The organism is Bacteroides faecichinchillae JCM 17102, assembly GCF_000614145.1.
Taxonomy (GTDB): domain Bacteria; phylum Bacteroidota; class Bacteroidia; order Bacteroidales; family Bacteroidaceae; genus Bacteroides; species Bacteroides faecichinchillae.
This window is the reverse complement of record NZ_BAKK01000005.1, coordinates 41,429-68,326: the sequence shown is the minus strand read 5'-3', so window position 1 is coordinate 68,326 and position 26,898 is coordinate 41,429. Positions and strand designations below refer to the sequence as shown.

General features: G+C 37.8%; 26 protein-coding genes and 2 pseudogenes. 16 read left to right on the top strand and 12 right to left on the bottom strand.

The features are described 5' to 3' along the window. The first annotated feature begins 82 nt into the window (after positions 1 to 82). The 3 genes from JCM17102_RS03960 (at position 83) to JCM17102_RS03945 (ending at position 4,305) form a co-directional block, all read left to right on the top strand. Positions 83 to 742 (top strand): hypothetical protein, encoded by a 660-nt coding sequence (locus JCM17102_RS03960; protein WP_025074081.1) that lies wholly within the window; start codon positions 83 to 85, stop codon positions 740 to 742. A 909-nt stretch (positions 743 to 1,651) separates the two neighbouring features. Continuing rightward, the gene (locus JCM17102_RS03950) at positions 1,652 to 3,328 is read left to right on the top strand and encodes a glycoside hydrolase family 20 protein (RefSeq protein WP_025074079.1); all 1,677 of its coding nucleotides are present in this window, start codon (positions 1,652 to 1,654) and stop codon (positions 3,326 to 3,328) included. A 293-nt stretch (positions 3,329 to 3,621) separates the two neighbouring features. Next, positions 3,622 to 4,305, top strand: coding sequence for a tetratricopeptide repeat protein (locus tag JCM17102_RS03945; protein ID WP_025074078.1), 684 nt, complete (start codon positions 3,622 to 3,624; stop codon positions 4,303 to 4,305). A gap of 25 nt (positions 4,306 to 4,330) precedes the next feature. Here JCM17102_RS03945 and JCM17102_RS03940 read toward each other — a convergent pair whose 3' ends face one another. Genes JCM17102_RS03940 through JCM17102_RS03925 form a run of 4 tightly spaced genes read right to left on the bottom strand, consistent with a single transcriptional unit; the run spans position 4,331 to position 7,151 of the window. After that, on the bottom strand, positions 4,331 to 5,611 hold the full coding sequence (locus JCM17102_RS03940) for a zinc-dependent metalloproteinase lipoprotein (RefSeq protein WP_025074077.1): 1,281 nt from the start codon (positions 5,609 to 5,611) through the stop codon (positions 4,331 to 4,333). A gap of 60 nt (positions 5,612 to 5,671) precedes the next feature. After that, complete coding sequence (locus tag JCM17102_RS03935; RefSeq protein WP_025074076.1) at positions 5,672 to 6,433, bottom strand: biotin--[acetyl-CoA-carboxylase] ligase; 762 nt, start codon at positions 6,431 to 6,433, stop codon at positions 5,672 to 5,674. After that, positions 6,417 to 6,773, bottom strand: a complete 357-nt coding sequence (locus JCM17102_RS03930) for an MmcQ/YjbR family DNA-binding protein (RefSeq protein ID WP_025074075.1) — start codon at positions 6,771 to 6,773, stop codon at positions 6,417 to 6,419. Before JCM17102_RS03930 ends, JCM17102_RS03935 begins: the two co-directional genes overlap by 17 nt. A 12-nt stretch (positions 6,774 to 6,785) precedes the next feature. Continuing rightward, entirely contained in the window at positions 6,786 to 7,151 is a 366-nt protein-coding gene (locus JCM17102_RS03925) for a YraN family protein (protein WP_025074074.1), read from the bottom strand. A gap of 67 nt (positions 7,152 to 7,218) precedes the next feature. On the opposite strand from JCM17102_RS03925, the gene JCM17102_RS03920 reads away from it, so the two are divergent. After that, entirely contained in the window at positions 7,219 to 7,452 is a 234-nt protein-coding gene (locus JCM17102_RS03920) for a hypothetical protein (RefSeq protein WP_025074073.1), read from the top strand. A gap of 4 nt (positions 7,453 to 7,456) precedes the next feature. After that, positions 7,457 to 7,893 (top strand): annotated as a pseudogene (locus tag JCM17102_RS26085) (nucleoside deaminase). A 39-nt stretch (positions 7,894 to 7,932) separates the two neighbouring features. Here JCM17102_RS26085 and JCM17102_RS03910 read toward each other — a convergent pair. The 3 genes from JCM17102_RS03910 to JCM17102_RS03900 all read right to left on the bottom strand — a co-directional run bounded on the left by JCM17102_RS03910 (position 7,933) and on the right by JCM17102_RS03900 (position 9,708). Continuing rightward, a complete protein-coding gene (locus JCM17102_RS03910; RefSeq protein WP_025074072.1) occupies positions 7,933 to 8,238 on the bottom strand; it encodes a DUF4834 family protein in 306 nt (101 codons plus the stop codon). Positions 8,239 to 8,303: 65 nt separating this feature from the next. Continuing rightward, a complete protein-coding gene (gene pssA / locus JCM17102_RS03905; protein ID WP_025074071.1) occupies positions 8,304 to 9,011 on the bottom strand; it encodes a CDP-diacylglycerol--serine O-phosphatidyltransferase in 708 nt (235 codons plus the stop codon). A gap of 10 nt (positions 9,012 to 9,021) precedes the next feature. Then, positions 9,022 to 9,708, bottom strand: coding sequence for a phosphatidylserine decarboxylase family protein (locus tag JCM17102_RS03900; RefSeq protein WP_025074070.1), 687 nt, complete (start codon positions 9,706 to 9,708; stop codon positions 9,022 to 9,024). A 161-nt stretch (positions 9,709 to 9,869) separates the two neighbouring features. Here JCM17102_RS03900 and dnaE point away from each other — a divergent pair. From dnaE to JCM17102_RS03885, 3 genes and pseudogenes are all read left to right on the top strand, one after another. Then, positions 9,870 to 13,674, top strand: a pseudogene (gene dnaE, locus JCM17102_RS26080) (DNA polymerase III subunit alpha). A 62-nt stretch (positions 13,675 to 13,736) separates the two neighbouring features. Then, positions 13,737 to 14,051 (top strand): thioredoxin, encoded by a 315-nt coding sequence (gene trxA / locus JCM17102_RS03890; protein WP_025074069.1) that lies wholly within the window; start codon positions 13,737 to 13,739, stop codon positions 14,049 to 14,051. Between the two features lie 49 nt (positions 14,052 to 14,100). Next, a complete protein-coding gene (locus tag JCM17102_RS03885; protein WP_025074068.1) occupies positions 14,101 to 14,436 on the top strand; it encodes a hypothetical protein in 336 nt (111 codons plus the stop codon). Between the two features lie 236 nt (positions 14,437 to 14,672). Here JCM17102_RS03885 and JCM17102_RS03880 read toward each other — a convergent pair whose 3' ends face one another. Then, the gene (locus JCM17102_RS03880; protein ID WP_025074067.1) at positions 14,673 to 15,398 is read right to left on the bottom strand and encodes an RDD family protein; all 726 of its coding nucleotides are present in this window, start codon (positions 15,396 to 15,398) and stop codon (positions 14,673 to 14,675) included. A gap of 101 nt (positions 15,399 to 15,499) precedes the next feature. Here JCM17102_RS03880 and JCM17102_RS03875 point away from each other — a divergent pair, with 101 nt between their 5' ends. From JCM17102_RS03875 to JCM17102_RS03850, 6 genes are read left to right on the top strand one after another with little or no spacing between them, the layout of a single operon-like run. Further along, positions 15,500 to 16,462 (top strand): stage II sporulation protein M, encoded by a 963-nt coding sequence (locus JCM17102_RS03875; protein ID WP_025074066.1) that lies wholly within the window; start codon positions 15,500 to 15,502, stop codon positions 16,460 to 16,462. Beyond that, complete coding sequence (locus JCM17102_RS03870) at positions 16,443 to 17,378, top strand: hypothetical protein (RefSeq protein ID WP_025074065.1); 936 nt, start codon at positions 16,443 to 16,445, stop codon at positions 17,376 to 17,378. Before JCM17102_RS03875 ends, JCM17102_RS03870 begins: the two co-directional genes overlap by 20 nt. A gap of 18 nt (positions 17,379 to 17,396) precedes the next feature. Beyond that, entirely contained in the window at positions 17,397 to 18,011 is a 615-nt protein-coding gene (locus JCM17102_RS03865) for a DUF4129 domain-containing protein (RefSeq protein ID WP_025074064.1), read from the top strand. Then, complete coding sequence (locus JCM17102_RS03860) at positions 18,008 to 19,282, top strand: DUF4350 domain-containing protein (RefSeq protein ID WP_025074063.1); 1,275 nt, start codon at positions 18,008 to 18,010, stop codon at positions 19,280 to 19,282. Before JCM17102_RS03865 ends, JCM17102_RS03860 begins: the two co-directional genes overlap by 4 nt. A gap of 11 nt (positions 19,283 to 19,293) precedes the next feature. Continuing rightward, entirely contained in the window at positions 19,294 to 20,268 is a 975-nt protein-coding gene (locus JCM17102_RS03855) for an AAA family ATPase (protein ID WP_025074062.1), read from the top strand. A gap of 48 nt (positions 20,269 to 20,316) precedes the next feature. Beyond that, positions 20,317 to 21,627, top strand: coding sequence for a DUF58 domain-containing protein (locus JCM17102_RS03850; protein ID WP_025074061.1), 1,311 nt, complete (start codon positions 20,317 to 20,319; stop codon positions 21,625 to 21,627). A gap of 21 nt (positions 21,628 to 21,648) precedes the next feature. On the opposite strand, the gene JCM17102_RS03845 is transcribed toward JCM17102_RS03850, so the two are convergent. From JCM17102_RS03845 to JCM17102_RS03830, 4 genes are read right to left on the bottom strand one after another with little or no spacing between them, the layout of a single operon-like run. Further along, complete coding sequence (locus JCM17102_RS03845; RefSeq protein ID WP_025074060.1) at positions 21,649 to 21,876, bottom strand: immunity 17 family protein; 228 nt, start codon at positions 21,874 to 21,876, stop codon at positions 21,649 to 21,651. Next, on the bottom strand, positions 21,873 to 22,286 hold the full coding sequence (gene tsaE / locus JCM17102_RS03840; RefSeq protein WP_025074059.1) for a tRNA (adenosine(37)-N6)-threonylcarbamoyltransferase complex ATPase subunit type 1 TsaE: 414 nt from the start codon (positions 22,284 to 22,286) through the stop codon (positions 21,873 to 21,875). The genes JCM17102_RS03845 and tsaE overlap by 4 nt, the downstream gene beginning before the upstream one ends. A 16-nt stretch (positions 22,287 to 22,302) precedes the next feature. Then, on the bottom strand, positions 22,303 to 23,109 hold the full coding sequence (locus JCM17102_RS03835) for a metal ABC transporter permease (RefSeq protein ID WP_025074058.1): 807 nt from the start codon (positions 23,107 to 23,109) through the stop codon (positions 22,303 to 22,305). A gap of 15 nt (positions 23,110 to 23,124) precedes the next feature. Then, on the bottom strand, positions 23,125 to 23,550 hold the full coding sequence (locus JCM17102_RS03830) for a hypothetical protein (RefSeq protein ID WP_025074057.1): 426 nt from the start codon (positions 23,548 to 23,550) through the stop codon (positions 23,125 to 23,127). Between the two features lie 241 nt (positions 23,551 to 23,791). On the opposite strand from JCM17102_RS03830, the gene JCM17102_RS28815 reads away from it, so the two are divergent. Together JCM17102_RS28815 and JCM17102_RS26075 are read left to right on the top strand one after the other, a co-directional pair. Then, positions 23,792 to 24,658: a hypothetical protein gene (locus tag JCM17102_RS28815; RefSeq protein WP_148302039.1), complete on the top strand. Its 867-nt coding sequence runs from the start codon at positions 23,792 to 23,794 to the stop codon at positions 24,656 to 24,658. Continuing rightward, entirely contained in the window at positions 24,655 to 26,361 is a 1,707-nt protein-coding gene (locus JCM17102_RS26075; RefSeq protein ID WP_051572747.1) for a hypothetical protein, read from the top strand. Before JCM17102_RS28815 ends, JCM17102_RS26075 begins: the two co-directional genes overlap by 4 nt. The last annotated feature ends 537 nt before the right edge of the window (positions 26,362 to 26,898 follow it).

Genomic DNA, 26,898 nt, shown 5'->3' with positions numbered 1-26,898 from the left:
TACGTGTAATAGGGAGGGGGGAAACGGACCAGGAGAATTAACAGCACCTATAAGTTTTTACATATGTGCAGACTCTGTATACGTGGTTGATGGTGGAATGGGTAGAATTAGTACGTTTCTTAATGAATCATATATAGGTAGTACTCCGATTGATAGAGCATTAGATAAACGCTTTTTTTATCGGGAGGGTGAATTCTTTGTACCTCAAAAATCGTCTCGTGGACTATTTCTGACCAAATTTAAAGACCGTTCAGATTCATGCTCATACTATGGAGATTTAGAGAAAGTAGGTAACGAAATGCGAACAGTGACAATGAATGGTCGTGATCTCCTATTTGCAAAGGATTGTTTCATTTCGGTTCCAGACGCACTTCCTTTTATAGAGAAATATGATATTAAAACAAAAAAAATAATTCAAAAATATGATTTGTCAGGAATTGAGGTTTTTAAAAATAATATTGATTTTATACTCAAAAAGGATATTCGAAGTGATAAATCTTATTATGTTTTAACAAGAGATTCTTATGGAATTGATGGCCATGTTTTTTTGCTATGTAGTAATTATGGCGATGACTATAAAGCAAGAACTATCGTTCGTGTTTCATTATATCCAGAAATGAAAGTGATTGCAACATATACATTACCTGCAGATTTTTATAATTCTATATGTGTGTCTAAAACTCATATTTATGCGTTTAATGCACTGGAAGCTAAAATTGAATCGTTCCGTTATGAATTTTAAATATAGTTCTTCTTTTTTTTTATTATACTCTTGCTGCTACTCAGTTTCAGTTGTGGTAATCAACCTAGTAAAGTCAAATCAGTAAGTTCTTCTTTTTATTTTGATGATTTATCCGGTAGAGTCGTAAATGCTATGGATTCTGTTTTGGATGTCAAAGACAAAAAATCGTGTTGATATTTAATTGTTTTGATTGTGAAAGTTGTATTTATGCGGGAATGAATTTAGTGAAAAAATAGATGACTATAATAGTCAGAATGTTTGTGTTATTGCAACGATGGAGAATCCAAGTAATGTTCAATATCGTAATGAATACTATGATTATATTTATTATGATAAGAAAGATCTAATAAGGCGAGAATTAAAATTTGTACCGACTCCTATTGTATTACTGTTAGATAAAAGTAATGTAGTTAAATATGCATTTATGCCTAGAGATACTATAAATTTAGCACACTATGCGGAGGAGCTTATTGCGAAAATGAAACACTTATAAAGTGTTATTGTTTATTGTAAAGGTATAGATTCGCTTTCCAAGTTTTATGAAGAAATGATTCTGAAGTAATCGTTGCGATAGTTCAAGTGATTTTAAAGTTCAATGGCTGTGTATTGGCATAAAAAATAAAATGAAGAGGATGTTTAGGTTTATGTTCTTTGTTATCTGAAAGATTTTCTATAACTTGCCAGTGTTTATCAGTCTGGTCTATACATAATACTCCGCTATTCTTTACATACGATTGGATCGTTATATTTAAGAAGGAAGAAAGATGTCAACCGTTCGCTGATAGATTCCTTTGTTAAACCATAATTGCTTCTTTATATATGAAAGACAAGAATAGTATGCAATTAATAATCAGGAAATCATTTACTGTTATTACATTATGTAGCGTTTTGATTTGCACAACGAACACAATGGCAAGTAATGTGCTGTTCAAAAATGGGAAATCAAAATATCAGATAGCTATCTCTGCTGATGCCTCTTCATCCGAACAAACTGCTGCTGAGGAGTTACAAGCATACATTAAGCAGATAGGTGGAGTAGAACTTCCTATTACTAACTCGCTAAATTCTAATGGCCCAAAGATATTTGTAGGTTATAATGATAGAGTTAGCCAACTTGTTGGAAAACAAGATATCACACCTGACTATGAGGGTTTCACTTACTGTAACAAGGGAAAGCATCTAATCATATACGGAGGTAGTAAGCGTGGCACCATGTATGGAGTATTTAGTTTTCTGGAAGATCAGTTTGGAGTGCGATGGTACACACCAAATTGCACTAAAGTGCCCAAACTAAAGAAATGGAATTTTGTTACTTTACATCATAGCGAGGAGCCTGCTATTCAATATCGCTATTCTAATTATTATGTGACTGAAAATGTGCCACAATGGAGTGCACATAATAAAGAAAATATGAAATGGGGACCAGTAGATAATTTATATGGAAGTATAGAAGCATACTGGAACGCACATACCATGGGACAGCTAGTTACAGCTAAAGAATTCTTCAAAGAACATCCGGAATATTTCGCACTAAGAAATGGTAAACGTATTGATAATGGGCAGTTGTGCTTATCGAATCCTAATGTGTTAGACATCTGCAAGAGACGGTTATTTGAAAAAATGAAATCACTGTCGGGATACAGAATCTTTAGTCTTTCGCAAAACGATAATCAGTCTTTCTGCGAATGTCCTAATTGCAAGGCCATTGAAGAGCGATATGGTGGTCATTCAGGGCTTATTATATGGTTTGTAAATCAGGTTGCTGACGAAGCCCGATTGTTGTTCCCACAGAAATATATTGGTACTTTTGCTTATCAGTATACCCGTAAACCACCTGTAGGTATTCGTCCAAAGGACAATGTAGTAGTACGCTTATGTAGTATAGAGTGTTGCTTTGCTCATCCGATTACAGCAGAATGTTCTCAGAATAAATCATTTGTAGACGACATGAGGGCTTGGAGTAAAATAGCTCCTCATTTGTTTATTTGGGATTATATTGTTGATTATGCCCAATACATAGCTCCATGGCCGAACTTTCAGGTGCTGGGACCAAACATTAAAGCATTTCGTGAACACAATGTCATTGGTGTCTTCGAAGAAGCACAATATCAATCCGGTGGAGCCGAGTTTGATGAGATGAAGGCATGGGTGACAAACAAACTTTTATGGAATCCACAACAGGATGTTAATGTATTGGTAAAAGATTTCATAGATGGTTACTACGGTAACGCAGCGCCAAAAATTATGGAATATTATCAGCTTTGTCAGTCGTTGGTTAATCCACAAACTCACTTTGGTATCTATATTAGAGAGAATGATCCAATATACTCTGATGAGTTTATTCAGAAAGGATTTTCGATTATCAATGTTGCCAGACAAGATGCAGAAAACGATACGATAAAAGAGCGGGTAGAGCGAGTGAGTATGCAACTTTTATATTTGCAAAGTGTACGTAATAAAAAGAAATCTATAGAAGATGGTACTTGGGCTGAATTTGTAAGATTGGCCCGACGCTATAATGCCAGACCTAGTGAAGGGCAAACTTTGGATAGTTTTATCTCAAACTTTGAAACTAATAATCAATAAGGATTTACGTATTATGAGTTGTAAAGATATTTATTAGTTTGTATTTCTATTGTCCTGTAATGGTATCATTAAGGTAAAGTGAGTTTATTCGATAACGATAGACAGAAGTATCTGTTATTCAGAATAAAGGGAAGAATCTTTTTTTTAACGCGAAGGGGGCATAACTTCAACAATGAATTTACTATTGAAGCGAATTTGAACAAATACTTAAATAAAAAGCTTATTCCTCGAACAATATTTGTTTTTTATTGTATCTTTGTAATGTTGCAAACTAAATAACAATATAGCAGATTATGAGAACCTTAACTATCCTTTTTTTCTCTTTATTGACAATTCCGTTGATGCTGAATGCTCAAACGGTAGAAGATATGTTGTCTAAGGTATCAACTGCTATCGAAGCAAATCAGCAGGGACAAGCTGTTAGTTATTTTCGTCAAGCTATCAAATTGGAAATCAACCGATCCGAAATGTATTACTGGACAACTGTGGAAAAGAATAGTCCCATTTGTCCTAAGTTGGCGAATGAAATGGCGACGGCTTTTAAAAAGAACCGTAATTACGATAAAGCATATTTGTTTTATAAGGAATTGTTGCAGAAGAGTCCTGATAATGTCGATTATCTCGAGGCTTGTGCTGAGATGCAGGTTTGCCGGGGACAAGAAAAAGATGCTTTGCGTATCTATGAGCAATTACTGAAGATTGATTCCGATAATCTGGCTGCAAATATCTTTCTGGGTAATTATTACTTTTTGATGGGAGAACAGGAAAAGAAGAAAATGGAAAATGAATATAATAAGATTTCTTCTCCTACAAAGATGCAGTATGCGCGTTATCGGGATGGATTGTTCCGGCTGTTCTCCGCTGAATATGAGAAGGCGAGAGCTTCTTTGAAAAAGGTAGTTCAGAAATTTCCTTCTACAGAAGCTAAAAAGACATTGGATAAGATACTATCTATAGAAAAAGAGGTGAATCGTTGATACGGTTCACCTCTTTTTCTGTTATTTATTTCACAATACGTATTGGTAAATCAAGTGGTCCATCGCTTACAGCACGTGCACTTGTAGATTGTCCTATCTTGGGACCTGGTATTAATGGGCTATACATCAATACATGGCGAACACGCGAAAATTGGTCAGAAGTAAATTGATTCAAATAACTATAAGAATAATCCATTATATTGCGCGAAGTGAATTGCTCTCCCGTATTGCAATTAACCCGCAAGGCGAGTATCGAGAAAGAGGAACCGTAATTCTCTCTTGCGAAATTATCATATTCAAACTTGTTATAAGGGGGAGTGTCTTCACAATAATCACTATCGACACAAGCATTTACTGTCTCACCGTTTCTTTCATTGAATACATGATGTAATCCTAAATAATGTCCAAGTTCGTGTGCTACAGTCGCATTAATATTTCCATCCATGGTATGATCGTTGATATAAATACTGTTGATGGATACACAATACGGAAATTTCAAATTACTTTTCCTGAGGAAAGATTTGTCTGTTTCGACAAGTCCTTTCAGAAAATTATTTCCTTTAGTGGAAAACGGTAGGTTGGATATGCCTAAAATAATACTATTGGATTTAGTCCGTTTGAAATTGTAAACCATTACATTTATATAAAGGTTAGGTTCCCATAGATAATTTACATATCCTTTGGTTTCGTCTTCCATAAATTTCTCACAGTCTATAGGATAACTCTCTGGCCATTTAATATATTCCACGCCTGGAGTAGTCATTTCATTCCCTTCGGGATCAATTGTTGCAAGTGTAAAAGTCAGATTCATATCTATACTTTTATTGGCATCTTTATAGAGTTTATTGACCTCTGTGATTATCTCGGAAAGAATGTTTGGATTGACATATTGCAAGGCGTCTGTTTTGTCTTCATAAAAGACATGAAAGATAATTGGAAGCTTGTAGTGATACTCTTTGGCTGTGCTGTTTAAAGCTTTCTGATTTATTTGAATCTTTTTGCTGGTTTTGCTACTCATAATTGTTACCGTAGCATCTCTGGAGCTACCATCCAGATTGGCGACAACAGATAGAACTAATTCTCCGTCGCTATCTCCTTTTTCCTGAAAAGGAATACACCATTGTTGATCGCTACTTACTTTCCAAGCAGAATTACTTTCAATATTTATTCTTAATGTTTCACCGTTTCCATCTACATTTTTAAAAGTAGATTCGGAAAGTTTCAATGAACTGGAATCTGTATCAGAATCGGTACAATTAATAAATAAAAGTAATAGTGGTAACAAGAAAATTAATTTTGTTTTCATAAATCAGAGCTTTGTTAATATAACATTTTCCTCAAAGATAATGTTTTGTTTTATAACTAGTTATCTTTCTAAGATATATTCTACTTCTTTAAACATATAATCTCGCTTTTTCAGTCCTTCATCTTCTAATATTAATCTTCCTTCCGGTTCTACCTGAACAATACGTGCAAGAAATATTCCATTAGCATCTTTATACAGATGTAAACCGTTTTTTCTGAAAAGAGACTCTTTATAACGGTTGGCAATCAATTCAACCTGATTTTGTTGAAGTAGAGTATAATAATCCTGAATACGGATCATAATGTTTTTTAGTATTGTAAATATGTCGTATTCTTTCTGAGTGATCTGTAGTAATGATACAGGATTGGGAGCCTGACTGAAAAATGTTTCCTGATTAATGTTGATACCGATTCCTGCAATGCTTTGATTAATCAGTTTTCCCATCAAATCATTTTCAATCAGCATACCGCATATTTTTTTCTCTTTCCAATAAATATCATTCGGCCATTTGATAGAGATATCCGTAGTATAAATATCCAATTCATCTTTAATTGCCAAAGATATAATTTGAGAAATTAGAAACTGCCGACGTGCTTCCAGAAACTTCGGGAAAAGGACAAAACTGAATAGAAGATTCTTACCGATCTGTGATTCCCAGGAATTGCCACGCTGCCCTCTTCCGGCTGTTTGAAAGTCGGTAATGACTGTAGTCAGTTCTTCTACTGGCTGTTGGATGCAAAGGGCTTGCAAATAGCTGTTTGTAGAACTTGTTTCGTTTAAATGAACTAAACGAAAAGGAAATTTATCAGAGGAGAGCATCATATTCGGCACGTAACTTTTTTGTAAACTTCTTGATAACTTCTTCGTAGGAATGATCAACTAATTCTTTCATTAATTTATCATCTACATCACTGTTAAAACGAACACTATTCCAGTATTTCTTATTGAAATGATAGGCTCCTTCAATCCCGAAATAACGCTCACGTAGTTCGATAGCCCGCTCCGGATTACATTTTAATGAAATTGTTTTTGCTTCTTCCAAGTCGATAAGAGCAAACATTTTATTCATCACCTTCATGACGAGTGATACATCATCAAAAGGAAAAGACTCAGTTACTCCTTTTTTACTTAAGCAATATTCTCTAATTATTTCTACATTCATACATATACTTTATTAAAATAGAGGAGGATAAAATGCCTCCTTTATATGTTCTATCTTAAAATCTATTTTGTTACCCACTACCGTAATGATATCGAAACGTACGGAGGCATCAATCTGAAATAATTTTATATAAGTATCGGCTGCGCGTACAATTCGTTTTATTTTGGGTAGATCAACAGCATCTTCCGGCATGGTAAATTGTGTGTTGCTACGAGTCTTGACCTCTACGATCACTAACTTATTCTCTTTTGCTGCAACAATATCAAGTTCGAGATGTCCTTTTCTCCAATTCCGGTGCCGGATGACGTAACCGTTATCCTCAAGATAAGCAACTGCGGCATTTTCACCAGCCTTCCCTAATTCATTATGTTCAGCCATCTTTTTTCGCAAATTTACTGCTTTTATTCTTTGTTTTTACAGAAGTAAAAGTAATTTTGCAGATGATATGAGAAAAAGAAGTAAAAAGTGCTTGAAGATGCACGTCGAGAGTGTTAAACGAGAACGGCGTATGAGCATTTTGTTAAGCGAAGATGAACAGCAGATTGTTGATCGTTATCTGGAGAAATATAAGATAACGAACAAATCGCGCTGGCTTCGCGAAACGATTCTCATGTTTATTCATAAAAATATGGAAGAAGATTATCCTACACTTTTCGGAGAACACGATATGAGACGTTGATACTATGCTGGATGATATCTATTTTATGAAACAAGCCCTGATTGAGGCACGCAAAGCAGGTGAACGTGGAGAAGTTCCTGTTGGTGCGGTAGTTGTCTGTAAAGAGCGGGTTATTGCACGTGCACATAATCTTACGGAAACCTTGAATGATGTAACAGCTCATGCTGAAATGCAGGCGATTACAGCTGCTGCGAATGTATTGGGAGGCAAATATCTGAATGAATGTACCTTGTATGTTACTGTAGAGCCTTGTGTGATGTGTGCTGGAGCTATTGCCTGGGCACAGACTGCTAAACTTGTTTTCGGTGCTGAAGATGAAAAACGGGGTTATCAGAAATATGCAGCTCAAGCGTTGCATCCCAAAACAGTTGTTGTGAAGGGATATTGGCGGATGAATGTGCAGGATTAATGAAAGACTTCTTTTTATCTAAACGAAAATGAAAGGAATAATATAGTCGAAAAATAAAGGAGGATAAATAACTATTTATCCTCCTTTATTTCTTCGAAATCCACATATTCTCCTTCATCCTTCGAGAATATTTTCTTATGTTTACGCGACCTGTTATTTTCTGAGACGACTTCTTCTGTATTATCAGATGAATTATTTGTGGTAGAATTATAACCGGAACGTTGTTGCTGACTACTATTGCTATATCCGGTTTGTCTTGGTCGAGAAGAAGAGCTTCGTCCAAATCCGAAAATAGCTCTTAAAATGGCTCCAACAATTGAGAGACCAAATAAGAGAATAACACCTAGAAATATAAAGAAGAATAAAATTATATACATTGGGCTATGATTTTAATATTGTACTTGCTAAAACTAATAGTACAACAAACGTGCCAAGAGATTGTTTATTTACTTTTTCTTGTAAAAAGTGAAAGTAAAATGTACCAGACGATGATTGCAGCAAACCCACTTATACCTAGGAAAATGAGGAATGGAATACATACAATCAGAAAAATGAAACTTATTTTATTGCTGCTCCATGATAGATTCTTAAACTTCAAAGAAAACATCGGAATTTCTGACACAAGTAACCACGAAAACAGACAAACCAGAATCAACAGATAGACAGGATGGCAGTTATCTGAAACTAACCAATCGTGTGCTCCTACTACTAGAGAAGCCCAGAACAAAGCATTTGCGGGGACAGGCAGACCTACAAAAGAACTGGTCTGACGTGTATCGTTATTGAATTTAGCTAAACGCAATGCTGAGAAAACAGAAATCAGGAAAGCGGTATACGGCAGATAAGCTACTATAAAACTGATATTTGCTGGATAGTACATCTCTTTAAATAAAGAGAATATAATCATTGAAGGAGCCACACCAAAACTAATGTCGTCAGCCAAAGAATCTAAGTCTTTTCCAATTACAGAATGAGCATTTAAAGCACGTGCCAGCAAACCGTCAAAAAAATCAAAAATAGCACTTAAAATGATGTAAAATAGTGCCATCTCATATTGGGCTTTGAAAGCCATGATACAAGCGATACAGCCGGAGAAAAGGTTTAGGCAGGTTACTGTATTTGGTATGTTGTTCTTAATAACATTTGTCATTTTGACCAGATTATTTAAGTTTGGCAATAACCGTTTGGTTACCCGTAGTTAATTGTCCCATGCTGACACAGACTTCTGTGCCGATAGGAAGATATACATCTACACGTGAACCGAATTTGATAAATCCCATGTGTTCGTCAATGTAGCATTCTTCACCTACTTCCGCATAGGTAACAATACGACGTGCTACGGCTCCGGCAATCTGGCGGGTAAGTATTTCCACTCCTTCAGGGGTTTCGATAACTACTGTAGAACGCTCATTCTCTGTACTGGCTTTTGGCAACCAAGCTTTCATAAAGTTACCGTTGTGATGTGCCACCTTCTTAATGGTACCATCTACTGGATACCAGTTGGCATGTACATTTACGATACTCATGAAAATGGAGATCATCAATCGGCGATCGTGAAAATACTCATTTTCCTCTACCTCTTCGATAACGACAATTTTACCGTCGGCAGGAGCAACAACTATTTTTTCTGTATCTTTTCCGAATAAACGGATGGGGCAGCGGAAGAAATTAACCATCAGCAGATAAACTGTGATACTGGCTACTGCTATTACGTAAAAAGGTATTTTGCAATCGATTCCCCAATAAAGAGCCGCATTAATTAATAGCAGTAGCAAGAAGCTAGCCCATAATATATGTGTTCCTTCGTGGTGAATTCGTATCTTTTTTAATTTCTTTAGTCGGCCCATGAATGCTGTTTAATGATATTGTGTGCAAAAATATACTTAATTTAAAAAATCAGCAAGTAAATGAGCATAGAAATGCAAGTGTTGATAACTTTTTGAGGATTATTTTTGTTTATAACAAGGGAGGTAGTAATTTTATGCCTTCAATTTAACTACTTATCATTATGCAGGATTTCGTTCATTTACACGTCCATACGCAATATTCTCTTTTGGATGGTCAAGCTAGCGTGGCTCGTCTAGTTGATAAAGCCATGCAAAATGGAATGAAAGGTATTGCCGTGACCGATCATGGAAATATGTTCGGTATCAAGGAATTTACGAATTACGTCAATAAGAAAAACAGTGGTCCGAAAGGAGAAATCAAGGATCTGAAAAAGAAAATTGCAGGAATTGAAGCAGGTACGGTAGAGTGCGAAGATAAAGAGGCAGAGATTGCTGCTTGCAAAGCTAAAATAGTAGAGGCGGAGAATAAGATTTTCAAGCGATAATCGGTTGTGAGATGTATGTTGCACGCCGTACAATGGAACTGAAAGAGGGCAAACCCGATCAAAGTGGCTATCACTTGATTGTGTTGGCCAAGAATGAGAAAGGTTATCATAATCTTATTAAATTAGTATCGCACGCGTGGACACGTGGATACTATATGCGTCCACGTACTGACCGTAGTGAGTTGGAAAAGTATCACGAAGGTTTGATCGTATGCTCGGCTTGCCTGGGTGGAGAGATACCCAAACGGATTACTAATGATCAGTTTGCTGAAGCAGAAGAAGCAATCCAATGGTATAAGAATCTGTTTGGCGATGATTTTTATTTGGAGATGCAGCGCCATCAGGCAACGGTTCCTCGTGCTAATCACGAATGTTACCCGTTACAGGTAAAAGTAAACAAGTACTTGCAGGAATATGCACAGAAGTTCAACATTAAGTTGATATGCACTAATGACGTTCATTTCGTAGATGAAGAAAATGCCGAAGCACATGACCGATTGATCTGTTTGAGTACAGGTAAGGATTTGGATGATCCGTCCCGTATGTTATATACTAAACAGGAGTGGATGAAGACCCGTGAGGAAATGAATGAACTCTTTGCAGATGTACCCGAAGCTTTAAGTAATACACTGGAGATTTTGGACAAAGTAGAGATATATTCTATTGATCATGCTCCTATTATGCCTACTTTTGCCATTCCCGAAGATTTTGGAACGGAAGAGGAATATCGGAAGAAATTTACGGAAAAAGATCTTTTTGATGAATTTACTCAGGATGAACATGGAAATGTAGTTTTGAGTGAGGAGGATGCGGTGGCAAAAATCAAGCGTCTAGGAGGGTATGATAAATTGTATCGTATCAAATTGGAAGGCGATTATCTGGCCAAGTTGGCTTTTGACGGAGCCAAAAAAATATATGGTGAGCCTCTATCGGATGAAGTCAAAGAGCGTATGAACTTTGAGTTGTATATTATGAAGACGATGGGTTTCCCGGGGTACTTCTTGATTGTGCAGGACTTTATCAATGCTGCCCGTAAGGAATTGGGGGTATCGGTAGGACCAGGACGTGGTTCGGCTGCCGGTTCGGCTGTTGCATACTGTCTGGGGATTACAAAGATCGACCCTATCCAGTATGATTTGCTGTTTGAGCGTTTTTTGAATCCGGACCGTATCTCATTGCCTGATATTGATGTCGATTTCGATGATGATGGTCGTGGTGAGGTGCTTCGTTGGGTGACTAATAAGTATGGTCAGGAGAAAGTAGCTCATATTATTACTTATGGTACGATGGCAACCAAGCTGGCAATCAAAGATGTTGCTCGTGTACAAAAGTTGCCTCTTTCTGAATCTGATCGTTTGGCAAAGCTCGTCCCGGATAAAATTCCCGATAAGAAACTGAATCTACGGAATGCTATTGAATATGTTCCGGAATTACAGGCTGCTGAAGCGTCTTCTGATCCTTTGGTGCGGGATACGATTAAGTATGCTAAAATGCTCGAAGGAAACGTGCGTGGTACAGGTGTACATGCCTGTGGTACAATTATTTGTCGTGATGATATCACCGACTGGGTACCTGTGAGTACAGCGGACGATAAGGAAACGGGAGAGAAGATGCTGGTTACTCAATATGAAGGTTCAGTCATTGAGGATACGGGATTGATTAAGATGGACTTTCTCGGATTGAAGACTCTCTCTATTATAAAGGAGGCAGTCGAAAACATCCGTTTGAGTCGTAGCTTGGAGATTGATGTAGACCAGATAGATATTACAGATCCTGCTACTTATAAGCTATATAGTGACGGACGTACTATTGGTACTTTCCAGTTTGAATCTGCCGGTATGCAGAAATACCTACGTGAGTTACAGCCTTCTACTTTTGAGGACTTGATTGCCATGAATGCTCTCTATCGTCCCGGACCGATGGATTATATTCCTGATTTTATTGACCGTAAACATGGTCGTAAGCCGATCGAATATGATATTCCGGTGATGGAGAAGTACTTGAAAGATACGTATGGTATTACTGTTTATCAAGAACAGGTGATGCTTTTGTCACGTCTGTTGGCTGACTTCACTCGTGGTGAATCGGATGCACTTCGTAAAGCGATGGGTAAGAAGCTGCGTGATAAACTGGATCACATGAAACCAAAGTTTATCGAAGGTGGTCGAAAGAACGGTCACGATCCGAAAGTACTTGAGAAAATCTGGACTGACTGGGAAAAATTTGCTTCTTACGCTTTCAATAAATCACATGCTACTTGTTATTCGTGGGTGCTTATCAGACTGCCTATCTGAAAGCAAACTTCCCACCGGAATATATGGCGGCTGTGATGAGCCGAAGTTTGTCGAATATTACCGATATCACTAAGTTGATGGACGAATGTAAGGCAATGGGGATTCAGACACTGGGACCGGATGTGAATGAGAGTAACCTTAAGTTTACGGTAAACCATGATGGTAATATCCGTTTCGGATTGGGAGCAGTGAAAGGCGTAGGTGAAGCTGCCGTACAAAGTATAATGGAGGAGCGCGAGAAGAACGGGCCTTTCACAGGTATCTTTGATTTTGTGCAACGTGTCAATCTGAATGCTTGTAATAAGAAAAATATGGAATGCCTGGCACTTGCCGGAGGTTTTGACAGTTTCCCGGAGTTAAAACGTGAACAGTATTTTGCTGTTAATTCAAAGGGTGAAGTGTTCTTGGAAACATTAATGCGCTATGGTAACCGATATCAGGCGGATAAATCAGCAGCTGTCAATTCTCTTTTTGGTGGTGAAAATGTGATTGATGTGGCTACTCCTGAAATCCCTCAAGATGTGGAGCGTTGGAGTGATCTTGACCGCTTGAATCGTGAACGTGATTTGGTTGGTATCTATCTTTCGGCTCATCCGTTGGATGAATTTTCTATTGTTCTGGAACATGTTTGTAATACACGCATGGCCGACTTGGATGATAAAGCAGCTTTAGCAGGACGTGAGATAACAATGGGAGGTATTGTAACCAGTGTGCGAAGAGGGGTTAGCAAGAATGGCAATCCGTATGGTATTGCCAAGATTGAAGATTATTCCGGATCTGCCGAGTTGCCATTTTGGGGAAATGATTGGGTGACTTATCAGGGATATCTAAATGAAGGAACATTCCTGTATATCAAAGCTCGTTGCCAGCCTAAGCAATGGCGACAGGATGAATTAGAGATAAAAATAACCTCTATGGAACTGTTGCCGGACGTAAAAGAAGAGTTGATACAGAAAATTACTATATTAATTCCTTTATCAATACTCAATTCGGGATTAGTAACAGAATTGGCTACATTAACAAAGGAACATCCCGGTAAAACGGAACTTTATTTTAAAGTTACGGATGATTCTGATGCTAATCGTATGTCGGTTGATTTAATCTCTCGTCCTATAAAACTTTCGGTCGGTCGAGATTTAATAACTTATTTAAAAGAGCGTCCTGAACTAGCTTTCCATATAAATTGATTATATTTGTAGCGGAAATCAATTAGAAATCATTTATAATTAACACTTAATATTTAAACAAAATGGCTTTAGAAATTACAGATAGCAACTATAAAGAGCTTATTGCAGAAGGTAAGCCGGTTGTAGTAGATTTTTGGGCTCCTTGGTGTGGCCCTTGTAAAATGGTAGCTCCTATCATAGAGGAATTGGCAACCGAATTTGAAGGGCAGGTACTCATCGGCAAATGTGATGTAGATGAAAATAGTGATGTGGCTGCTGAATACGGTATCCGTAACATCCCAACTGTTCTGTTTTTTAGGAATGGTGAAGTTGTTGATAAGCAGGTAGGTGCTGTCGGCAAACCGGTATTTGTGGAGAAAGTGAAGAAACTTCTGTAAAGGAAGTTTTCATTATACTTATAAATGTATCACTTAACACTTAAAAATCATGGGAGTGGAAGACGAATTTTTATTTGAGGATGTTGATGACGAAAAGACCATCGAATACATCAGGAATTATCTGCCTCAAGAACTGAAAGAGAAGTTCTCGGACGATGAGCTTTACTATTTTCTCGATTTAATTGATGAATACTATTCAGAAAGTGGTATCCTTGATGCTCAACCTGATGCAGACGGCTACGTTGAGATAGACTTGGATGCTATCGTTGAGTATATCGTGAAAGAAGCCAAAAAGGACGAAATGGGTGAGTTTGATCCTGAAGAAATTCTTTTTGTGGTTCAGGGGGAAATGGAGTATACTGACTCTCTGGAGGAGGAAGACTAAAAAGTCTATTCCGTGTAGATAAAGATTAAATGGAAGGTGTGCCTTCTTGAAGTGAACCCCGAAAGTTGGACAAAAAACTTTCGGGGTTCACTTCAACATTAAGATATTTGTTCCTACTAGTTTATCAGTTGTTTCTAACGATGTAAAGATACTAATTTGAAAGCAAATCACAACGCTGAAACGAACGCTCCAGAAGGTATTTTAAAGGATAGGAATAGTTTGTTGCTTTTGTGTACTTAAATCTCTTCTAGAGCATAATATTGATAATCTCTAAGAACAGTTTGTAAGAAACGTTCTCCATTGGAATCTAAAGGGGTGAGAGACAAAAGCTCTTGTAATTTCTTTGCCAACATCATGATACGGCGTTCACGATCTTTTTTGTTTGATTCCAATGTGCGAGTAATTACATTGACCTGTTCCAATGATAAGTCAGCAGATTGCGGATAAACAGGATGATAATCTTTTGTCAGATAATCAAACTCATCCAGGCTGACATGTATTTTCCGGTAGTTTTTCTCCTTAATTATCATAGTTCCTGCAGCAAGATCTCCTAAACGTTGATTGTTCTTGGTCAATATGACAGATAAGACTCCTAAACCTCCGGTCAAAGGAACATCGATGGGAAACAACAACCAACGAAGTAAATAGGAACTAATACCGGGAGTAGAACCATCTATTTTTACGACGCGGATATTCATTAACTTTTTTCCGAAACTCTGTCCTTGATTGAATGTTTCACAAAGAAAAGAGTAAAAAAGTACTGGAAGGATAATGAGGAACGTATATATAACAGCGTTGAAATCTCGTGGGGTATAAAAATTGAGTAAAAGAGTAATGGTAGACATCAAATAGATTACAATCAAAATATAATCGATGAGAAATGCTATGAAACGTTCACCTATACTGGCGGGCGTTTGGCTGATACGAACGAATTGTCCGGTGATAATTGTAGATTCTGCCATTTTTGATTAAACATTTTTATGGTTCCGTTGCAAATATATTAAAATTCTCTTACTTTTGCTTTCGGTTTCGGACAAATCTTATCCGAACACTCGTGAAAGGCATGAAGGAAGTAACGTTTATCCGTCAGAATATTGATAAATGGAAAGATACCGAGAAGGTAGTGGAACAGGCTAAACGTTTGTCCCCTGATCAACTTGCCGATGTTTATTCGGATCTGACTGCTGATCTGGCATTTGCTCAAACCCATTTTCCTAACTCCCGTATTACAATCTATCTGAATAATCTTGCTTCTTCGTTGCATAACGAGATCTATCGGAATAAGCGTGAGAAATGGACGCGGATTATCACTTTTTGGACTCGTGAGGTTCCACAAACAATGTATGATGCTCGTCGTGAATTATTGATCTCCTTTTGTGTTTTCATGGTAAGTGTATTCATTGGTGTGTTGTCATCTGTGAATGATTCGGATTTCGTTAGATTGATTTTAGGAGATCGGTACGTAGATATGACTTTGAACAATATAGCGAATGGAGAGCCGATGGCTGTATATGACGGCTCTTCCGAAATTCCTATGTTTCTAGGTATTACATTAAATAACATAATGGTATCTTTTCATTGTTTTGCAATGGGATTATTAACTAGTTTCGGTACAGGATATATCCTTTTGAGGAACGGGATTATGGTAGGTGCTTTTCAAGCATTCTTTTATCAGCATGATTTGCTTTGGGAATCTTCTCTGGCAATCTTTTTGCATGGCACGCTTGAGCTATGGGCGATTATTGTAGCCGGTGCTGCAGGAATAGCTTTAGGTAATGGCTGGCTATTTCCAGGAACATATTCTAGATTAGAATCATTCCGTCGGGGAGCAAAAAGAGGATTGAAGATTATAGTGGGTACGATACCTGTATTCATTTTAGCGGGATTTATAGAGGGGTTTGTCACCCGTCATACAGATATTCCTGACTTTTTACGGCTTGGATTGATCTTATCATCGTTGGCTTTTATTATTTTCTACTATATTTATTTACCTAATAGGAAAAAAAATGGAATTACAGAAACCTAAAATTGCACTGTATGTTAAACGTCCTTTTGGCGAGAAGTTGAACGCAGCTTTTGATTTTATAAAAGAAAATTGGAAACCGCTGTTGAAGTTAACTACTTATTTGATTTTACCGTTGTGTCTTATACAGGCATTAAGTTTAAACGGGCTTATGGGCGGGGCTATGACAATGACTACTCTTGCCAATAGTGCTGTGGCAAATTCTGATTTAGGAATGCTGGCCGGGTTTATGACATACTATGCGTTGTATATGTTGCTGTATTTGATTGGGACAGCTATGCTATCTTCGCTAGTGTATACATTAATACGTACTTATAATGAGCGTGAAGGAGGGTTGCAAGGTGTTACGTTGAGAGAATTAAAGCCTTTGTTGCTCCGTAATATTGGTCGCATGTTGCTGTTAATGGTTGTAAGTACTGTATTAGTTGTGTTAGCGATGATTCCGATAGGTGTCTTAATGTATTTGTCGATGTATACATTGGCCCTTACTATTCCACTTTTGATTGCTTTTTCTGTACCACTCGCGTTATTTGCTCCTATTTATCTATTTGAAGATATTACAATAATGGCAGCATTGGGAAAAACTTTTCGATTGGGATTTGCAACATGGGGAGGCATATTTTTAATTTCTATTATAATGGGAATTATTGGTAGTGTGTTACAAGGAGTGACTATGGGTCCTTGGTATGTGGCTACAGTAATAAAGTACTTTTTTGCAATGAGTGATACAGGAAGTACGGCAACTGTATCAGTGGGATATAGTTTTTTGCTTTATTTGTTGGGCATTATTCAGGCATTCGGTGCATATCTTTCAATGATATTTACTTTGATCGGATTGGCTTATCAATATGGTCATGCATCGGAAGTTGTAGATAGTGTGACTGTGGAAAATGATATTGATAATTTTGATAAACTTTAAAACCGGAATTTGAACTGGATGATAACTTCCTCTATAGATACGTTGGTTTGTGATACGGCACAGATTGCTGTCTGGCAATCTGATCCTGCCTATGACTATAATCGTGAGTTGATTACTCCGGAGATTAATTTCTTTGAATGGATTAACCAGCGGTTTGGGGAATTATTACGTAAGATATTTGGTGGCCGCTTTTCGGAGCAATATTCAGAGTTGATTTTAATATGTATTGCTATTGTTATTTTGCTTCTGATTATCTGGTTTGTTTACCGGAAACGCCCCGGATTTTTTATGCGTTCGCCTAAAAGTGCTTTACCATATACTATAGAAGAGGATACAATTTATGGAGTTGATTTCCCGGAAGGAATTGCTGACGCACTTGCGCGTAGTGATTATCGGGAAGCTATACGTTTGCTTTATTTACAGACATTAAAGTACTTGAGTGATGCCAAACGTATTGATTGGCAACCGTATAAAACAGCTACTCAATATAATAGCGAAGTACGAATGCCTGCCTTTCGTGAACTGACAAATCATTTTCTGCGGGTTCGTTATGGAAATTTTGAAGCAACGGAGCAACTTTTCTGTATAATGCAAACTTTGCAAGAGGAGATCCGGAAAGGAGGTGCTTCGTGAAAGGAAGTCGTTGGTTTATTTTGGGTATTACGGCTTTTCTGCTGGTGATGTTTGCAGTGGAATATCGTATGCCAAAGAAATTTGTGTGGACTCCAACTTTTAGTCATTATGATAAACAACCTTTCGGATGCGCATTGTTCGATAGTATATTGTCATCTTCTTTACCTCTTGGCTATTCTCTCTCGTCCAAAACATTTTATCAATTGGAACAGGAAGACACATTACATAATCGGGCTATATTGATAGTGGATAAGTCTCTGAGGTTTAGTGAACTGGATGTAGAGTCTTTGTTGGAAATGGCTGAACGGGGGAATAAGATTATGTTGGTAAGTACTTCCTTTGGTAAGGAATTGGAAGATACTTTGAAGTTTACTTGTTCCTATTCTTATTTTAGTCCGTTGATGATGAAAAAGTATGCGTCTTCATTAGCAAAAAAGGATAGTATTTATTGGGTAGGGGATACTACTGTTTATTCTCGACAAGTATTTTGTTTTTATCCAATTCTATGTAGCTCTTATTTTCGTGACTATTATTCATTGCCTTTTCAGAATTTGGCAGAAAAAGATTTGACAGAGGGTTTGGAGGCATTTATGCCTGATATAGATACAACCAATGTATATGGAAATTATCATCCTTCAATGGCATTTGTCCGTCCATGGGGGAAAGGGGAAATCATTTTAGTGTCTACGCCTTTGCTTTTTACGAATTATGGTGTGTTGGATGGAGACAACGCAACTTATCTTTTCCGGTTATTGTCAAGAATGAAAAACTTGCCTATAGTGCGTACAGCGGCATATCAGCAAGGAATAGAACAATTGCAGGAATCGCCTTTCAGTTATTTCCTCTCTCAGCGTCCTTTACGTTGGGCCATATACCTAACTATGATTGCAATATTGCTTTTCATGATATTTACTGCAAAAAGGAGGCAAAGAGCGATACCTGTGATTCCTGAACCGGAGAATAGATCGCTGGAATTTACTAAATTGATAGGTACACTTTATTATCAAAAGAATGATCATGCCAACTTGGTACATAAGAAGTTTACTTATTTTGCAGAAGAGTTAAGAAGAGAAGTACAGGTAGATATTGAAGAAGTGACCGATGATGAGCACTCGTTTCTTAAGATTGCTCAAAAAACAGGTATGGATGTGGAAGTAATTGGGAAATTTATTCGTGAAATCAGACCGGTGATTTATGGAGGACGTACTTTGTCGGCGGAAGAGATGAAACGATTTATTGATAAAATGAATGAAATAATGAATCATATCTAAAGAAAAAATATATGGAAGAGAATACAGAACAACGGATAGATTTAACGCTTTTTTCCGAGAAGATACAAGAACTTAAGGATAGGATTGCTTCCGTTATTGTTGGACAAGAACAAACAGTTGATTTGGTGCTGACTGCTATCCTTGCTAATGGTCATATCTTGATTGAGGGAGTGCCGGGAGTTGCTAAGACTTTGTTGGCCCGATTGACTGCCCGCTTGGTAGACGCAGACTTTAGTCGTATTCAGTTCACTCCGGATTTGATGCCGAGTGATGTATTGGGTACTACAGTATTCAACATGAAAAACAATGATTTTGATTTTCATAGAGGACCTATTTTCGCTGATATTGTATTGGTGGACGAGATTAACCGTGCACCTGCAAAGACACAAGCTGCTCTGTTTGAAGTCATGGAAGAACGTCAGATAACCATTGACGGGATGACGTATCGGATGGGCGACCTTTATACCATTCTTGCTACTCAGAATCCTGTAGAACAGGAAGGTACCTATAAGCTTCCTGAGGCACAGCTCGATCGATTTTTAATGAAAATAACGATGAGTTATCCGTCCTTGGACGAGGAAGTGAATATCTTGGAACGTCATCATACAAATACTTCATTGGTAAAATTGGATAATGTGGTACCAGCAATCACTCGTGAGGAGTTATTAGCGCTCCGGGCATTGATGGGGCAGGTTTTTGTAGATCGTACATTGCTCCAATACATTGCGATGATTGTACAACAGACCCGTACCAGTAAGGCGGTATATTTGGGAGCTTCTCCACGTGCCTCAGTTGCCATGTTGCAGTCTTCTAAAGCATATGCTTTGCTACAAGGTCGTGATTTTGTGACACCGGAAGATATTAAGTTTGTAGCTCCTTTTGTGCTTCAACACCGTTTGATTTTGACTGCGGAAGCTGAGATGGAGGGATATTCTCCTGTTAAGGTTACTCAACGATTGATTGATAGGGTGGAAGTGCCGAAATAATATTCTCTTAGCTGTTAAATCAATTTGTATAATTTATAATTTAAGGATTTGTACCTCACTCGCCGTTTTTATATTGCCCTTGTTCTGGTTATCCTGTTATTGGGTAGCGGATATGTATTTGCTCCATTGTTTATAATAGGGCAAATAGCTCTTGTTATCTTATTTCTGATGGCGTTGATAGACGGATTTCTACTTTATAGTATTCATGGGATAAGAGCATATCGTCGATGTGCCGACCGTTTTTCAAACGGAGATAACAATGAAGTGAATATCCGTGTAGAAAGTAGTTATCCACGCTCGGTATCTCTGGATATTATTGATGAGATTCCTTTTATCTTTCAGAAACGTGATATTGATTTTAAGATAAAGTTGCAAGCGAATGAAGGAAGAACAATTATTTATTCACTGCGACCAACGAGACGGGGTGTTTACGGCTTTGGACATATCAGAGTCTTTGTAACCTTGCAGATCGGTTTGCTTTCACGACGTTACACTTGTGGTGAACCTCTGGAAATCAAGGTATATCCTTCTTATCTGATGTTGCACCAGTATGAGTTGCTGGCTATTAATGATAATCTTACTGAGCTGGGAATTAAACGTATACGTCGGATAGGACATCATACAGAGTTTGAGCAGATAAAAGATTATGTAAAAGGAGATGATTATCGGACAATCAACTGGAAAGCCAGTGCCCGCCGACATCAATTAATGGTGAATGTTTATCAGGATGAACGTTCTCAACAGATTTTTAATGTGATTGATAAGGGGAGGATCATGCAACAGGCTTTTCGTGGAATGACATTGCTTGATTATGCGATGAATGCTTCTTTAGTGCTATCTTATGTGGCTTTACAAAAAGAAGATAAAGCAGGTTTGGTAACCTTTGACGAACATTTTGATTCGTTTGTTCCGGCTTCTAAACAGCCCGGACACATGCAGACTCTCCTTGAAAGTTTGTATAGTCAGCATACGACTTTTGGTGAAACAGACTTTTCTGCTCTTTGTGTTCACATGAATAAGCATGTTAGTAAACGAAGCCTTCTGATTTTATATACGAATTTTACTAATATCAGTAGTATGAATCGGCAACTAACTTATTTGAAACAGTTGAATCGCCAGCATCGTTTATTAGTTGTCTTTTTTGAAGATGCGGATTTGAAAGCCTATATTGCTGCTCCTGCACAAAATACTGAAGAATACTACCGGCATGTAATTGCCGAGAAATTTGCTTTTGAAAAGAGACTGATTGTTTCTACTTTGAAACAGCATGGAATTTATTCCTTGCTGACTACTCCTGAGAATCTGTCTATTGACGTAATCAATAAATATCTGGAGATAAAGTCAAGACAATTATTGTAGTTTTACCAGTTGGAACTAAATTTATAATCCAAGTGTTTTCTGTGTCTCGATAAAGAAGAAAGTAGCCATACCGATAAGCACAATTCCTAATATTCCATAGAAAAGTCGTGCCCGATTGTGCCCCACATTCCGGACGATAGATTGTGCATTGCGTGTCGTGAAAAACCAGTTCCAGTTGAACAATGCTGCCAGCAGGGAAGTGATTCCCGCCAGCGCAAAGATTCCTTGTACGATATATTGTCCGGTCATAGTTTGATAATTCTGCTTCCATCCTCCAACTCTTCGATGGTCACTTTTACAGCGTCTCCCGGTAATAGTTCTTCCACCAGTTCCGGCCATTCGATAAAGCAAAGGGCGCCACTGTAGAAATAATCTTCATATCCCATATCATATACTTCGCTCAGTTTCTTGATACGGTAAAAGTCGAAATGATAAATCAATTCGCCCGTTTCATCCGAACGGTATTCATTGACAATAGCGAAAGTCGGAGAACTGATGACGTCCGAAACGCCTAGTTCTTCACAGAGTGCTTTGACAAATGTAGTCTTGCCTGCGCCCATTTTTCCATATAACGCAAAAACAGTGTTGTCTCCCATCGCAGCGATGAATTCGCGGGCTGCTTCATGGATGTTTTCTAACGATTGAATTTTGATTTCCATATGCTAACTTTTTAATCTAACTATTTTTTATGAAGCTTCTCCCGATTTTACAAACAGCATAAATCAGGATAGAAAAGAAGATAATGGAAGCACCGGAAGGTACTTTCCAATGATAGGAAATGAATAGTCCCCCCAAACATCCCAGAAAACCGATGACGATGGATAACCAGATAATTTTTTTAAAACTGTAAGTAAAGAGATTGGCTGTCATTTGCGGAATGGTAAGTAATGAGATAGCCAATACAATACCTATCATGCGTAAGCAAGCGACGATGGTCAATGCTATGAACATCATCAACAGGTACTCGAATATTTCTACGGGAATTTTTTGAGAACGGGCAAACTCCCGGTCGAAAGCGATATATACGATAGGGCGGATATATAAATAGAAAAATCCGATCATTATTAGAGCTAATATACCCAGTAACCATAAGTCTGCTTGATTGATGGTTAGAATGTTCCCGAAAAGATAAGCCGAAAGGTCGGGCGCAAACCCCGGAGATAGAAAGCTGAACATAATACCTAGAGCCATCCCTAGGGTCCAGAAGACTGCAATAGCAGAATCTTCACGCATATCCTTCCTTTTACTGAGCCATTCTACTCCGAAAGCGGATAGTACAGAAAAGATGGCTGCTGATAATATCGGAGAGATTCCGGTAAACAGCCCCAATCCTATCCCTCCGAAAGAGGCATGGGTAATTCCTCCGCTGATAAACACCAAGCGACGGGTAACGATATAAGTACCGATAATTCCGCAGGCGATGCTTGCCAGCAAACTTCCCAATAGGGCATGTTGAAAGAATGTATATTGTAGTAAATCCACTTCTTTAACCTTGAATTATGAATGCAATGTTCTGCGTTCTCCGATAATTAAAAAAACTTCATCTTTCAGTTCATCCGGCAACTCAACACCCCGAAGTTGGAGGCTTCGCACCCATCCGGCAACGTCTATATCTTGCATAGTGTACAATACATCACGGAATTGGTTGGTTTCTTCTTCGGTGTAAGCATCTCCGGCACGTCCGATGAACTGATCCAGTTCTTCGTCATCGTAATATTCAATCTTTTTGCTGACGGCAGCCAACAAGCTTTCTTTCTCGCATACCTCATGTTGTCCACAGCATTCTACATCTGCTTCTTTCACTTCAGGCATTCGATCCAGTTCGCCTTTTTCTATTTTCTTTTGCAGTCTTTGGTTGCGGATTATCCCGGCAATCAGTGCAATGATGCCCAGCAACACCAGACCAGTTATGAGTATCCACATAATTATATTCAGTCAATTTTCTGCAAAGTTACTTATTAATTTGCATTTTTCTATCTATTATTTCGGTAATCATTTCAAACTTTTTGTTATGAACGATAAAATCTTCTCTTTTGTTTAAAACGCCATTTCCTTATTTTTTGATTTATACTGTAAACTCTTCCCCAATAAAAGGTTTTAAACTTCTTTTTTCTATTGTTATTTTTTGTATTTTTGTTGCGCTATGGGCACAGAAATCACTTTCATGAAGAAAATATGTATGCAAAGTTTGCGTCTACTATATACTTTGTTTGCACTTTGGAGTTTGACTTTGAATTGTTTCTCACAAGGGCTTTCGTTTTACGGGAATGAGAAACGGATTAGTGAACGTTCTTCTTTTCAGGTATTTACAGAAGATAGACTTCCTGATTTCTCCAAAGAATTAAATGTCTCTTTCGAATATTCGGTACAGAATATCGGGAGTCCCGGATATATCCTCCTCTTGAAAGATGAGAACAGTGGTAAAGCGTTTAATCTGAACTATTTGTATAGATGGGACGGAAGTACTCGTTTTATATTTGCAGAAGATGGAAAAAAGGCCTATTATTCCGTTGATTATGCAAATGGTGACTTGAACCATCGATGGATTCCGGTCTCTATCCATTTGTATAATGCACGTAACAGAGCGAAAATCTGTATTGGGAATGATAGCATATTACTTGAAGATATCGGTTTAAAAGGCGAGGCTTTTTCTCCGAATATATGTTTTGGAATGTACGATTATATTTTGGAAACCGCTTCTTTCTCTATTCGAAATTTGTCTGTTGCGAATGAAAAAAGAAAGTGGACGTTTCCTTTGAACGAGAGTCATGGGGAGAATGTACACGACTCGTCCGGAACAATTTTAGGAAAGGTTAAAAAACCGGTTTGGCTGATTAATCAGTCTTATTATTGGAATCCGGTATTCACTCATTACTCTTCAACTCCTTCGGGAATTACCTTTGATAAAAAACAGCATCAAATTTTCATCTATACTGCAGATTCTTTGTTCTCTTATGATCTGGATGATAAAGCTTCGCGTCAGATTCCTTTTCAAAACAGGATCTCGTCAAGGGACTTACAATTGGGATGAACTTTCAGGATCAGGAGACGGGTGAAATTTATGCGTATGAACTGACATCGGAGAAGGTTGTTACGAAGTTTCTGCCGAATGATGAACCTCAATGGACTCCTGTCTATAAAGATGAGGTTGCAGAGTATATCTGTTTACACCACCATTGCGGATTCTATCATCCTGGTCAAAAAGAATTCTTGCTTTTCGGCGGTTATGGAAGGCGAAGTTATAGTGGGAAATTTATTTCTTACCATGTCTCTTCGAATCGTTGGGATACTATTCCATTTTCAGGAGATAAGATCATGCCCCGTTTCTATGCCGGTGTGGGTGTTTCACCTGATTATAAACATTTATATATCTATGGTGGTAAAGGCAATGAAGCGGGTGACCAAAATATAGGTATTGAGTATTTTTATGATTTGTATCAGGTAGATTGGGATAAACGTAGCATTCGAAAGTTGTGGGAGCAAGAGCCGCCTGCTGTCAATCGTGTCGTATCGCGTGATATGGTCGTATCAAAAGATGAACAGTCTATTTATTTTTTAAGTTATCCGGAATATCAACCTCAATCACATATACAACTTTATCGCATGAATATTGCTGATGGAAATTGTGAAGCTTTGGGAGACAGTATCCCTTTAGTATCGGAAGAAATTGCTACAAATGTGAATTTGTATTATAGTGAGAAACTGGGATGCTTTTACTGCACTATTCAGGAATTCGAAGAAACAGGCGGATCGTCTATCCGGATGTATTCGCTGTTGGATGTTCCGGTGACATTGGCTGAGGTCAGATACTATGACCTTTTGGAAACAGAAGATGTGGATTGGCTGGACTATGGTGTTATTGCTATAATTGTTGCAGCCATTCTTTTGCTGTGTTTATTTGTGTGGAAAAACAAAAGACGGGTTGCCCAATCGGGAAATACTGGCATAGCTATTGCCAAAGAAGAAAACATGATAGCTGATGTGGCAGAAGTGCATTTCAAAGATAGAAATGCAATTTTCCTTTTTGGAGCTTTTGTGGTACTGGATCGCGACGGGAAAGACATTACCTATATGTTCAGTCCCAAATTGCGTGCAATCTTTCTGTATATTTTGCTCAATAGTGCATCCGAAACCGGAGTACTATCTTCTGATATGAATGAACTTTTCTGGCCGGATAAAACCGATGATAAAGTAAAGAACCTGAAAGGGGTAACGGTCAATCATATTCGAAAGATATTGCAGGAACTTGATGGCATAGAACTTATTTATGAGAAAGGACATTTCTTGTTGAAGATTCAGGAGAACTTCTATTGTGATTACCTTCATTTCTCTTTTTTGCGGAAAGATAAGAAACTGCTGCAGTTACGAGAAGAAGAGATGGGGCGATTTCTGAAAATATTGATTCGTGGCAGATTCTTGAATGGCATCGATCATGAGCTTTTTGATTATTATAAGCATGAGCTTGAAGAGTTTATTCTGACCTTTATTCCGCCCGAGATAGAGAAAGCCTATAAGGTAGCTGATTTTATGAAAGTGGTTCATCTATGCAATGTCTTGTTTTTTACAGATGCTTTGAATGAGCAGGCGATGTTCTATGCCGTCAGGGCTTTCCAGAAAATGGGGTATCCGAAAGAAGCGCTTAAACGGTATAACTCATTTATTAATTTGTATAAGAAGGCTATGAATGAGAACTATCCCGTAAAATACGAATCAATTCCGTCTCTTGATGAATAGTCTGGATGAATAGATGAATCTACAATTTGTCTGCATATTATGCAAAGAATATGCTTAGGAGAAATTATCGCACCACCGTTTCAATTAAAAAGTTCCAGTCCCAAAGTTTAGCTGTTTTTTTGCATAAAGTAAGCTCTCGGGCTTCATAAATTAATTCGTAGAACTATAGTCTTTCTTTCGAAGGACTATAGTTCTACGAAAGGAATACTATAGTTGTCGCTTCGAAGGACTATAGTCCTTCGAATTAATTTGTGTACACGCAGCGACTAATCACTGCACCCTTACTGCTTAAGTAGTGCAGTAGCTCAACTAACCGACATAATTCTTTTGCCAACCGGATCATAAAACGCTTTTGTACATCATAGAATCGCAATACATGATGTTTTTCTGAGATATAGAACAGGAGAAAAACATTTGATCGATAAAAAAATAAGGAATATGAATTATTCAGGCTAAAAACCTTCGGTTATCAATGGCGATTTCTTTTAAACAAACTTCTTTCAACTTTATCAATCCTTACTTCTAATATTTTCTTTT

What these genes read in the sequence shown, in the direction of transcription:
- JCM17102_RS03950 (WP_025074079.1), top strand. Translation starts at nt 1,652, where the DNA reads ATGGCAAGTAATGTGCTGTTCAAAAATGGGAAATCAAAATATCAGATA.
- trxA (WP_025074069.1), top strand. Translation starts at nt 13,737, where the DNA reads ATGGCTTTAGAAATTACAGATAGCAACTATAAAGAGCTTATTGCAGAA.
- pssA (WP_025074071.1), bottom strand. Translation starts at nt 9,011, where the DNA reads ATGACAAATGTTATTAAGAACAACATACCAAATACAGTAACCTGCCTA.
- JCM17102_RS28815 (WP_148302039.1), top strand. Translation starts at nt 23,792, where the DNA reads ATGAAGAAAATATGTATGCAAAGTTTGCGTCTACTATATACTTTGTTT.
- JCM17102_RS03870 (WP_025074065.1), top strand. Translation starts at nt 16,443, where the DNA reads ATGGAATTACAGAAACCTAAAATTGCACTGTATGTTAAACGTCCTTTT.
- JCM17102_RS03930 (WP_025074075.1), bottom strand. Translation starts at nt 6,773, where the DNA reads ATGAATGTAGAAATAATTAGAGAATATTGCTTAAGTAAAAAAGGAGTA.
- JCM17102_RS03865 (WP_025074064.1), top strand. Translation starts at nt 17,397, where the DNA reads ATGATAACTTCCTCTATAGATACGTTGGTTTGTGATACGGCACAGATT.
- JCM17102_RS03855 (WP_025074062.1), top strand. Translation starts at nt 19,294, where the DNA reads ATGGAAGAGAATACAGAACAACGGATAGATTTAACGCTTTTTTCCGAG.
- JCM17102_RS03920 (WP_025074073.1), top strand. Translation starts at nt 7,219, where the DNA reads ATGAGAAAAAGAAGTAAAAAGTGCTTGAAGATGCACGTCGAGAGTGTT.
- JCM17102_RS03830 (WP_025074057.1), bottom strand. Translation starts at nt 23,550, where the DNA reads ATGTGGATACTCATAACTGGTCTGGTGTTGCTGGGCATCATTGCACTG.
- JCM17102_RS03875 (WP_025074066.1), top strand. Translation starts at nt 15,500, where the DNA reads ATGAAGGAAGTAACGTTTATCCGTCAGAATATTGATAAATGGAAAGAT.
- JCM17102_RS03910 (WP_025074072.1), bottom strand. Translation starts at nt 8,238, where the DNA reads ATGTATATAATTTTATTCTTCTTTATATTTCTAGGTGTTATTCTCTTA.
- JCM17102_RS03940 (WP_025074077.1), bottom strand. Translation starts at nt 5,611, where the DNA reads ATGAAAACAAAATTAATTTTCTTGTTACCACTATTACTTTTATTTATT.
- JCM17102_RS03900 (WP_025074070.1), bottom strand. Translation starts at nt 9,708, where the DNA reads ATGGGCCGACTAAAGAAATTAAAAAAGATACGAATTCACCACGAAGGA.
- tsaE (WP_025074059.1), bottom strand. Translation starts at nt 22,286, where the DNA reads ATGGAAATCAAAATTCAATCGTTAGAAAACATCCATGAAGCAGCCCGC.
- JCM17102_RS03935 (WP_025074076.1), bottom strand. Translation starts at nt 6,433, where the DNA reads ATGATGCTCTCCTCTGATAAATTTCCTTTTCGTTTAGTTCATTTAAAC.
- JCM17102_RS03845 (WP_025074060.1), bottom strand. Translation starts at nt 21,876, where the DNA reads ATGACCGGACAATATATCGTACAAGGAATCTTTGCGCTGGCGGGAATC.
- JCM17102_RS03880 (WP_025074067.1), bottom strand. Translation starts at nt 15,398, where the DNA reads ATGGCAGAATCTACAATTATCACCGGACAATTCGTTCGTATCAGCCAA.
- JCM17102_RS26075 (WP_051572747.1), top strand. Translation starts at nt 24,655, where the DNA reads ATGAACTTTCAGGATCAGGAGACGGGTGAAATTTATGCGTATGAACTG.
- JCM17102_RS03925 (WP_025074074.1), bottom strand. Translation starts at nt 7,151, where the DNA reads ATGGCTGAACATAATGAATTAGGGAAGGCTGGTGAAAATGCCGCAGTT.
- JCM17102_RS03885 (WP_025074068.1), top strand. Translation starts at nt 14,101, where the DNA reads ATGGGAGTGGAAGACGAATTTTTATTTGAGGATGTTGATGACGAAAAG.
- JCM17102_RS03945 (WP_025074078.1), top strand. Translation starts at nt 3,622, where the DNA reads ATGAGAACCTTAACTATCCTTTTTTTCTCTTTATTGACAATTCCGTTG.